The organism is Flavobacterium sp., from assembly GCF_044360715.1.
Classification (GTDB): domain Bacteria; phylum Bacteroidota; class Bacteroidia; order Flavobacteriales; family Flavobacteriaceae; genus Flavobacterium.
The window spans coordinates 34919-45150 of record NZ_JBIKJY010000019.1 but is presented as its reverse complement, the minus strand read 5'-3'; the positions used below and the strand labels follow the sequence as shown (position 1 = coordinate 45150).

Genomic DNA, 10232 nt, shown 5'->3' with positions numbered 1-10232 from the left:
ACCTTGATAAATAACTTCATCAAAACCATAATAATTTGGAAATATAAATAACATCTTTTTTTTCATTATTTAAAAATATTAATTTCCTGGAAAGGTTCTTGATTTGTAATAAAATTTATCCAATTACTAAATGAATATTTATTTCTAATTTCTTCATTTATGGGTGTAAATTCTTCATTTATAAATTTTTCCAATCCTTCAAAATTAGGATTTACAATAAAAATATTTTGTGGGGAATAAAAGTCGTATTTTTCAACTATGGGATTAGATGTAATTAATTTTTTTTGATACCCAATAGCTTCAAATGTTCTAAAAGATAATCCTGTATGCAAATTTTTATGTGCTAAATCAATTATCATTTTAGATTGTGATAACAATTCTAAGTTTTCATAATATGTTAACGGTTTTTTAATATATTTTATAAACTTATATTTTTTTAAGTCTTTTTTTGGTGATGTAGCTAATAAAATATTTAACTTTAAACCTAAACCTGATAATTTGTTACAAATACTTATTAAATCGTTAATTCTAGAATCATAAGTTCCAATAAAATAAACATCATAAATAGGTCTCTTTTGAAATAAAGAAAGGTAACAATCAAAATAAAAATTTGTAGTGTAAGACAATTTTTTAGAGCTATTTTCAATATCATTTTCATCAAAAACATAAAATTTATCAAAAAAATCAATGGTTTCTGTAACTTCTGGAAATCTCGACATTCCATCCCATTGATAAGCAACCATTTTTTTTGATTTTATTTTAGCTGCTTCGAGAACTTTTAAACTAAATTTATCAGGTCTTATTACTAATGTAAAATCAAATTTTATTTTTTGTTGCTCCAATAAAAATAGGTTCTTATTCTCTTCATAAGATCTAATTAATTGTCTTTTATAACTTTTGTCTTTTTTAAATACTTTTCTATAAAAATTAACTAATTTATCTTGTATACTTTTATATTTAAAATCATCATTTACAATAATAACAACATGATAATTTAAAAATTCTAAATTTTCTTTAACCGAATTACATATTTTAACATCGGAAGTCATCATAACAAGAAATGTTTTTTGTTTCATAATTGAAAAATATTTTTAATAAAATTTTCTATGCTATATTTGTTTACAATGTCATAAGAATAATTTTCTTTATTAAATGATAATTTATTTGGTTTAAAAAAATTATCAAAATAAATAATTTTTCCAGAATTATAAATATCGTAAGTAGTTATAGATTTATTATTAGTAATTAGATTTTTTTGCAAACCCAAAGCTTCAAAAATTCTAAAACTTAAACCCAATTGATTATCTCGAACTAAATCTACAATAATTTCACTTTCAGCATAAATGTTTAATGTTTCAGTTTGAGTAAAACGTTTCTTTTTAAAGATAATATTCTTATTTTTTCCTAAAAATAATTGTTTTAATTGATTGACAAAGGCTTTTTTTCCAATCGCATAAAACATAAATGATTGCTGCTGCTTTTTTAGATTCTCACCAAAATCGTTTAAATATTTTAATCTGTTATCAATAGAACCTATATAAATAAAATTTTGTTTGATATCTTTTTCAATTACGGGTGAATCAAAATAAATATAATTGGTAATTGGCGAAAAACCGTATGTTGAAATATCACCTTTATCAAAAGAAAATATTTCATCAAAAACTCCTTCAAGTAAATGTTTTATGGGACATCTTGAAACGCTATCGTACAAATAAGCAATGTATTTATCAGTATTTTTTTTAATTTCTAAATGATATTCTAAATCAATTAATTCGGGATTAATAACTAAAATTTGATTTTGAAAACCCTTATCTTTTAGTTGTTGAAGTATGTATTCTTGACGTTTTTTTAGTTTAGGATTTTTTCCTAAAAAGACTTTACTAAATGTATTTTGAATGCGTTCCCAGGTATTTTTATACTTAAAATTACCAATTTTTATATGAAAACTTTCTATTCCTTTTTTTTGTAAAGCAGTAACAATATGGGCATCATAATTCCAATGATCAAAACTAATTACAGCAATTTTATGCGACATACATACATTTTTAAAAAACAAAGATATTGTTTTTTTACAAAGATTTCAATTACATTTGTATTTCAAATACAACTTATGAATAAATCGATTGTAAACATCATTAAAAATTTTGGAACCGAAGGCGATTTATTAGTTGCAGGAAAAAGGAATATCATTAAAACATTTCCTTACAATACAATAGTTTTAAATATAAAATCGTTTAAAATTCCGATAGTAATTAATGGTATTATTTATAGATATTTTAGGAAATCAAAAGCCCGAAGATCATTTGAATTTGCTACAATTTTAAAACAAAAAAACATAGGAACTCCTAATCCAATTGGATTTTATGAAAACAAAAACTTTTTCCGACTTTTAGATAGTTATTATGTTTGCGAACATATTACTCCAGATTATGTATTTAAAGATTTATTTGGCGTTGACAATCCCGATACTGATGAAATTTTAAAGCAATTAGCACATTTTTGTTTTCAATTACATGAAGCAGGCATTGAATTTAAAGATCATTCACCAGGAAACACGCTGATTAAAAAAAATGAATCAGGAACTTTTGATTTTTATCTTGTAGATTTAAATCGAATGACGTTTCATAAAGAAATGGATTTCAATTTAAGAATGAAAAATCTTTGTCGATTAACGCCTTCAGAATATATGGTTCAAGTTATAAGCTATGAATATGCAAAATTATACAACAAACCAAAAGAAGAAGTTTTTCAATTAATGTGGAAATACACGGATGCTTTTTTTAATAAAGCACTTAAAAAAAGGAATTTCAAAAAAAGATTAGGATTATGATTGCAAAGCTTTTAAATAATAAAAAAATAATACTGGCTATTTGGATTTTATTAGCAACAATTTCTGCAATAAAACAATATTTAATAGGCAATAACAACAATTACCTTATTTTTAAAAATGTATTTTATCATACTTTAAAACAAAAATCGTTGTATGCATCTTATCCAAATTTATACTTTGACCACAACCATTACGGACCAGTTTTCAGTCTGTTTATTGCGCCTTTTGCAATCTTACCAGATGGAATTGGCATGGTTTTATGGTGCATATTTAATGCTATAGTTTTAGTATACGCAATTAGTCAAATAAACTTAGAAAGCTCTAAAATAAATCTAATATTGTGGATTTGTCTGCACGAATTTTTAACAACCAGTTTAGGACAACAATTCAATCCAATAATGACTAGTATAATTATTTTATCTTATGTTTTGATTGAGAAAGAAAAAGATTTTTGGTCTGCTTGTCTAATTATTTTAGGTACATTCATAAAATTATACGGCATAGTTGGCTTGGCTTTTTTCTTCTTTTCAAAAAACAAAATGAAATTTATTGGTTCATTGGCTTTTTGGTCGGTAGTTTTTTTTGTTTTACCGATGGCTATTTCTTCACCAGAATTTATACTAAATAGTTATTCAGAATGGTTTGTCAGATTAGTAGAAAAAAACAATGAAAACGCTTCCTTAACTTCTATGCAAGACATTTCAATCATGGGTATGGTTAGAAAAACATTAAATATGCCGCATCTTTCAAATATGCTATTTTTACTTCCAGGATTATTACTTTTTGGATTGCCTTATTTAAGATTTAATATGTTTTCGAACAAAAAATTTCAATTATTATTATTAGCATCCGTTTTAATTTTTACTGTTATTTTTAGTTCGGGCTCAGAAAGTCCAACTTATATTATTGCATTTGCTGGTGTAGCAATTTGGTTTGTTATTCAAGAAGAAAAAACAAAATGGACCTGGTTTTTATTTATATTTGCGATGATATTAACCAGTTTCTCACCTTCAGATTTAATACCGAAATTTATTCGAGAAACGTATGTAAAACCATATGCTTTAAAAGCATTGCCTTGTGTTTTAATTTGGTTTCAAATTATTTACGAGTTGCTAACATTAAAAAAAGAAACAAATTCATCTATAGCTCATGAATAAATCTATTGCCATAGTAATCCCTTCATATAACGAAGCCACTAATATCGATGTTTTAATACAAGCGTTAAACGAAACCATTGTAAATATAAATTACAATTTTAAATTTATTTTTGTAGATGATGGGTCAAGTGATGAAACTGTCGTTATTTTGAAAGAAAAATCAAAAGAACATCAGCATATTTTTTATTTAGAATTATCCAGAAATTTCGGTCATCAAAACGCACTCAAGGCAGGGATAGATTTAGCAAAAAATGACGTAGACGCAATTATATCAATGGATGGCGACATGCAACACCCTCCTAAAATTATTCCAAAACTTATACAAAAATGGGAAGAAGGATTTGAGGTTGTATACACTATAAGAGAAGAAGACAAAAAATTAGGTTTCATAAAAAATAAAACTTCCAATTTATTTTACGGCTTGATGAATAAGCTTTCTGACATTAAGTTTGAACCTGGAACAGCAGATTTCAGATTAATAGATAAAAAAGTCGCGCAAGTATTTTCGGATTTCACAGAAAATGAATTATTTATCAGAGGTATTATCAATTGGGTAGGCTTTAAACAATTTGCCATACATTATGAACCAAATGAAAGATATTCTGGAAAAAGCAAATACACGGTAGGAAAAATGATGCGTTTTGCTGTTCAAGGTATTACTTCTTTTAGTACAAAGCCACTTTCTATGGCTATTATTTTAGGCATTAGCTTATCCGTAATGGCATTTATATTTTATATAGCTTATGTTTTATATAGTGTTTATTATGGGCATGTGATTTCTGGTTGGGCTTCAGTAATAACAACAGTTGTTTTCTTTGGAGGTTTAAATTTAGTAGTATTAGGAATTATTGGTGTTTACATTGGTAAATTATTTATGCAATCTAAAGGAAGACCAAATTATTTAATTAGCAGCACCAATTACAAATGATTTTACTTAGTTTTGACATAGAAGAATTCGACATGCCTTTTGAGTATGGTAAAGATATTTCAATTGAAAATCAAATTGACGTTTCCGAAAAAGGAACTGAAATTATTTTAAATTTATTACAAAAACATCAAATTAAAGCTACCTTTTTTTCAACAGTTGTTTTTGCTGAAAAAGTACCTCATTTAATTAAACGAATTATTAATGAAGGGCATGAATTGGCTTCTCACACTTATTATCACAGTAATTTTGAAGTTGTGCATTTAAAACAATCCAAAGATGCTTTAGAAGCACTTTCAAATTCTGAAGTTGTTGGATTCAGAATGCCTAGAATGTTTCCTGTAGATGAACGTGAAATAGAAAATGCTGGGTATTTATATAATTCATCAATTAATCCAACATTTTTACCAGGAAGATATAATCATTTAGACAAACCAAGAACCTATTTTAATTTACACAATGTTTGGCAAATACCTGCATCTGTTAGCCCTTTAGTTCGATTTCCTTTATTTTGGCTATCATTTCATAATTTACCTTTACCAATTTATAAATTCTTAGCAAAATGGACTTATAAAAATGACGGATATTTAAATATATATTTTCATCCATGGGAATTTACTCCTTTAGATAATAAAGCCGCTTATAATTTTCCTAAATATGTTAGTAAAAACAGTGGTGATGCCATGTCGGAAAGATTAAGTAATTTTATACAAGCCATGAAAGAAAAAAAATATATATTTGGTACTTTCAAAGAATTTTTAATTCTAAAAAATTTAAAATAATCTTTTTTGAGTACAATTTCGATAATACTTACCACATACAATTCTGAAACTTGGTTAGAAAAAGTTTTATGGGGTTATACTATGCAATCCCATAACGATTTTGAATTAATTATTGCAGATGACGGCTCAACAAATGAAACAAAAAATATAATTGACAAATTTCAATCAGAATTTAAAAATCCTGTAATTCATATTTGGCAAAAAGATGAAGGATTTCAAAAAACTAAAATCTTAAATAAGGCCATAATTAAAGCATCATGCGACTATATTTTATTTTCAGACGGAGATTGTATTCCGCGAAATGACTTTGTAGCAACACATGTAAAATATCAAAAAAAAGGCAATTTTTTATCTGGTGGTTATTTTAAATTAAATGATTTTGTTTCTAATTCGATTTCCGAAATTGACATTAAAAATCAAAGCTGTTTTCAAACCAAATGGCTTTTAGAGAATGGCTTGAAATGGAATTTTAAACTAATAAAACTTACAAAAAATAAATTTTTTGCTTTTTTCATGAACTGGATTACTCCAACTAAAAAAACATTTAACGGGCACAATACTTCTTGTTTTAAAGAAGATTTAATTGCCGTAAATGGCTTTAATGAAGACATGAAATACGGCGGTTTAGATAGAGAAATTGGCGAACGTTTATTTCACAATAATATAAGAAGTATACAAATAAGATATAGTGCCATTTGTTTGCATTTAAACCATGATAGAAGTTATGCAACAAAAGACATTTGGCTGAATAACAACAATATAAGACAATACAACAAACAACATAAAGTGGTTGCTATACAAAATGGTTTATCTAAATATTTGAACAATGAAGCATAAAATTTCAATATTTATTATTACATATAACGAAGCACATATCATTTCAAAATGTTTAGAAAAATTAAAAACATTTGATGAAATTATTGTTGTAGATTCTGGAAGTTCAGATGCTACAGTTTCAATATGCGAATCATTTGGAGCAAAAGTCATATCACATAAATTTGAGAATTTTGGTTTACAAAAACAATTTGCATTGGAACAAACTACTCATAATTGGGTGCTTTCATTAGATGCCGATGAAGTATTATCTGATGCATTAATTTCAGAAATTCACAACCTAAATCATCAAGAAAATGCAAAGGCATATACCATTCCCAGAACACATGTTTTTTTAAATAAAGTTTTTAAATATGGCGCTGAAAGTAAACGACCAATTTTAAGATTATTTGATAAAAATTTCGGGAAATTTACACCCAACAAAGTGCACGAAACCATAGAAATAAATGGCACAATTGGAAAGCTACAACAGGAAATGCTACATTATACAGTATTTGACATAAATACCGCCATACAAAAACAAATTAAATATGCGTTGTTAAGTGGTGAATTGCTTCATGAAAAAAAGAAAAAAAGTAGTGTTTTGAAAATAGTTATCAAATTTCCATTTGATTTTATTAGATATTTCTTTTTACAACGGAATTTTTTAAATGGATATGAAGGTTTTACCTGGAGTATGTTTGCAGCATTTAGCAATTACCTTAAATATACTAAGTTGAAAGAACTTGCAGATAACAATTCATAATATTTTTCGCAATTTCTTCATCATTAAATTGTTGTACAAATTGCCATCCCTCCTCTTTCATTTTTGAAGCAAGTGACGAATCTTGTAAAACAAGTGCTATTTTTTCGGTTAAATCTTTCACATCAAATGGTTCAATGTATAACGAATTAGGTCCAGCTGCTTCAGGAAAAACTCCTCCTTTTGTTGTTATTACAGGAGTTTTAGAAAACAATGATTCAATTATAGGGATTCCAAAACCTTCAAATACAGATGGATATACAAAAACAGATGCCAATTGATAAATAATTGCTAAGTCAGTACCTGATAATCCTTTCAAAAAATGAACTCTTTTTTCTAATTTATTTTCAATAATGTATTGGTAAATTTTATCTGCATATTCTGTTTGCTTTCCAATCAAAACCAAATCAACATCTAAGTTTTTAATAGCTTTTACAATAGTTAAGGCATTTTTTCGCTCTTCAATTGTACCTACATTTAATACAAATTTTTGAGGTAAATTATATTTTTTGGAAACAAGTTGCTTTTCTATTTCTGAATAATCTTGTTTAAAAACCTCTTGGCAACCTTGATATAGGACAACTATTTTACTCGCATCAATATTTAAATACGAAATAATATCTTTTTTGGTTTGTTCACTAATTGCGATAATTAAATCGGCATTAATGGCTCCTTTTTTAAACTTATAAAAATGAATTTTTCTATCAAAAAAAGAATACAATTTAGGATATCTAACAAAAATTAAATCGTGAATGGTAACAATAGATTTAATACCTTTTTTAGCTAAACCTGAAGGTAATTCACCAGAAAGCCCATGGTATAAAACGATTTCATCTTTAACTAAATCATTAACAACCGTATTTTGTCGCCAATAATTTTTAAATTTTTGATTGAATTTTGAAATCGGATTTCTTTCGAATACATTCGTATTATTTGATACAAAAAGGGTTTTTTTATTCTTTTTTGGATTATATAAAAAATACTTGTTTTCAGGAAAATTAGTTGCTAATACACGAACTAAATCGCGACTATAGTTTCCTAAACCCGTTTTGTTGTGAAAAACTCGTTTTGCTTCAAATCCGAAATTCATTTACTTACAATTAAAATTTAAAAAATCAAGTAACTTATCGTAAAAGTAATTGGGTTTAAATTTACTGTATTTTTGAAATAAATCGCCTTCGTTAGGCAATTCATCTGCATAATCATCATAGTGAACAGAAATATTTGTGGTAGTATTTTCAAACACATTCCAATCTGTTTTAATAATTCCAGGTGAATAAATACTAAAAGTAGGAATTTGAAGCGCTTTAGCCATATTTGCAGCGCCACCTTCATTGCCAATTAATGCATTGCAATGAAATAAAATCGCTAAAAATTCCCGTAAATCATCTTGAAAAAAATCAATAAAAATATTTTTTTTCGTAGTTTCATTACATAAATTAAAAATTTCTTTTGCTTGATTTTGTTGCCACGGAAGGTAATTAAACAAAATTTGCACTTCTTTTTGAGCCACAATGTAATCTAAAACTTCCGCCATATATTGCAATGGATAATTTTTAATATCCTGACTACCCAAAGCGCTAATCATTAGTATATTTTTGGAAATATCAATTTTAGCATCTATTAGTTTTTGTTTACCAATACTGATTTCCTCTTCAGATAAAAATATTTTTGGAGCGATTAATTTAAAATCAATACCAAGTGGTTTTAGTAAAGCCATTCTGTGTTCGATGGCTTTGGAGGCGTTTGATTCTGAAGAAATATTTCTGTTAATTACATCAGATAGAAGTAATTTTGAATAACTTTTTTCAAATGAGATTGTTTTTTTTGCTCCAGAAAACCAAGCTAATATCACACTATTTGGTTTTCCATAAGCATCAATAACGATGTCATATTTTTCTTTTCTTATTTTAAATAAAAAAGCAAGAAAAGCCAACTTTCCCTTTCTTGATTTTTCATCAAGAACAACTATTTTATCAATGAATTTATTGTTCTTTACAACGGCATAACTGTTTTCGTATACTAAATAATGTAATTCAGCATTTGGAAAACGCTCTTTAAGTGCTTCCAGAATGATAGTACTTGTAAGTACATCTCCAATTCTTTTTTTCTGAATTACTAAAATTTTCATTATACCGCTACGTTATATTCGCGCAAAGCATCGTTTAAAGACGTTTTTAAATCTGTAGACGCTTTTCTTTGTCCGATAATTAACGCACAAGGCACTTGAAAATCTCCAGCAGGAAATTTCTTTGTATACGTTCCTGGAATTACGACAGATCTTGCAGGTACAACTCCTTTATATTCAATTGGTTCAGCACCTGTAACATCGATAATTTTAGTTGAAGCCGTTAAACAAACGTTTGCTCCTAAAACAGCTTCTTTTTCCACACGAACGCCTTCAACTACGATACAACGAGAACCAATAAATGCGCCATCTTCAATTATTACGGGTGCTGCTTGTAAAGGTTCTAAAACGCCACCAATACCTACTCCGCCACTTAAATGTACATGCTTTCCAATTTGTGCACAGCTTCCAACTGTTGCCCAAGTATCTACCATAGTGCCTTCATCTACGTAAGCACCAATATTTACATAAGATGGCATTAAAATTACACCAGATGAAATATAAGCCCCATGACGAGCAACAGCATTTGGTACAACTCTAATTCCTCTTTCGGCAAAGTTACGTTTTAATGGAATTTTATCGTGATATTCAAAAATACCTGCTTCCAATGTTTCCATTTTTTGTATGGGAAAATACATTACAACCGCTTTTTTTACCCATTCATTTACTTGCCAACCATTAGCAACAGGTTCAGCTACACGAAGTGTTCCGTTGTCTAATAATTCTACTACTTCTCTAATGGCTTTTTGCGTAGTATCTTCTTGTAATAACTCACGGTTATCCCATGCGTTTTCTATAATTGATTGTAAATTTGTCATAACACTATTTTTAACA

General features: G+C 27.4%; 11 protein-coding genes. 6 read left to right on the top strand and 5 right to left on the bottom strand.

Annotated features, from left to right (window positions below):
- Nucleotides 1-65: 65 nt before the first annotated feature.
- Complete coding sequence (locus ACIQ16_RS07590; protein WP_396150209.1) at nt 66-1076, bottom strand: hypothetical protein; 1011 nt, start codon at nt 1074-1076, stop codon at nt 66-68.
- Nucleotides 1073-2035 (bottom strand): hypothetical protein, encoded by a 963-nt coding sequence (locus ACIQ16_RS07585; protein WP_396150207.1) that lies wholly within the window; start codon nt 2033-2035, stop codon nt 1073-1075. Before ACIQ16_RS07585 ends, ACIQ16_RS07590 begins: the two co-directional genes overlap by 4 nt.
- A 75-nt stretch (nt 2036-2110) precedes the next feature.
- Here ACIQ16_RS07585 and ACIQ16_RS07580 point away from each other — a divergent pair, with 75 nt between their 5' ends.
- The 6 genes from ACIQ16_RS07580 to ACIQ16_RS07555 are packed head-to-tail and all read left to right on the top strand — an operon-like array spanning nt 2111 to nt 7273.
- On the top strand, nt 2111-2830 hold the full coding sequence (locus ACIQ16_RS07580; RefSeq protein ID WP_396150205.1) for a lipopolysaccharide kinase InaA family protein: 720 nt from the start codon (nt 2111-2113) through the stop codon (nt 2828-2830).
- Nucleotides 2827-3987, top strand: a complete 1161-nt coding sequence (locus tag ACIQ16_RS07575; protein ID WP_396150203.1) for a glycosyltransferase family 87 protein — start codon at nt 2827-2829, stop codon at nt 3985-3987. The genes ACIQ16_RS07580 and ACIQ16_RS07575 overlap by 4 nt, the downstream gene beginning before the upstream one ends.
- On the top strand, nt 3980-4915 hold the full coding sequence (locus tag ACIQ16_RS07570; protein WP_396150201.1) for a glycosyltransferase family 2 protein: 936 nt from the start codon (nt 3980-3982) through the stop codon (nt 4913-4915). Before ACIQ16_RS07575 ends, ACIQ16_RS07570 begins: the two co-directional genes overlap by 8 nt.
- A complete protein-coding gene (locus ACIQ16_RS07565; RefSeq protein ID WP_396150199.1) occupies nt 4912-5694 on the top strand; it encodes a polysaccharide deacetylase family protein in 783 nt (260 codons plus the stop codon). Before ACIQ16_RS07570 ends, ACIQ16_RS07565 begins: the two co-directional genes overlap by 4 nt.
- A 6-nt stretch (nt 5695-5700) precedes the next feature.
- Nucleotides 5701-6531 (top strand): glycosyltransferase family 2 protein, encoded by an 831-nt coding sequence (locus ACIQ16_RS07560; RefSeq protein WP_396150197.1) that lies wholly within the window; start codon nt 5701-5703, stop codon nt 6529-6531.
- Nucleotides 6521-7273 carry a glycosyltransferase family 2 protein gene (locus tag ACIQ16_RS07555; protein ID WP_396150195.1) on the top strand — a complete coding sequence of 251 codons (753 nt, stop codon included), beginning with the start codon at nt 6521-6523 and terminating at the stop codon, nt 7271-7273. The genes ACIQ16_RS07560 and ACIQ16_RS07555 overlap by 11 nt, the downstream gene beginning before the upstream one ends.
- On the opposite strand, the gene ACIQ16_RS07550 is transcribed toward ACIQ16_RS07555, so the two are convergent.
- The 3 genes from ACIQ16_RS07550 to ACIQ16_RS07540 are packed head-to-tail and all read right to left on the bottom strand — an operon-like array spanning nt 7239 to nt 10216.
- Nucleotides 7239-8360, bottom strand: coding sequence for a glycosyltransferase family 4 protein (locus ACIQ16_RS07550; protein ID WP_396150193.1), 1122 nt, complete (start codon nt 8358-8360; stop codon nt 7239-7241). The genes ACIQ16_RS07555 and ACIQ16_RS07550 overlap by 35 nt on opposite strands.
- Nucleotides 8361-9401, bottom strand: coding sequence for a glycosyltransferase family 9 protein (locus ACIQ16_RS07545; RefSeq protein WP_396150191.1), 1041 nt, complete (start codon nt 9399-9401; stop codon nt 8361-8363). It lies immediately after the preceding gene.
- Nucleotides 9401-10216: a 2,3,4,5-tetrahydropyridine-2,6-dicarboxylate N-succinyltransferase gene (locus ACIQ16_RS07540; protein WP_396150189.1), complete on the bottom strand. Its 816-nt coding sequence runs from the start codon at nt 10214-10216 to the stop codon at nt 9401-9403. Before ACIQ16_RS07540 ends, ACIQ16_RS07545 begins: the two co-directional genes overlap by 1 nt.
- Between the last annotated feature and the right edge of the window lie 16 nt (nt 10217-10232).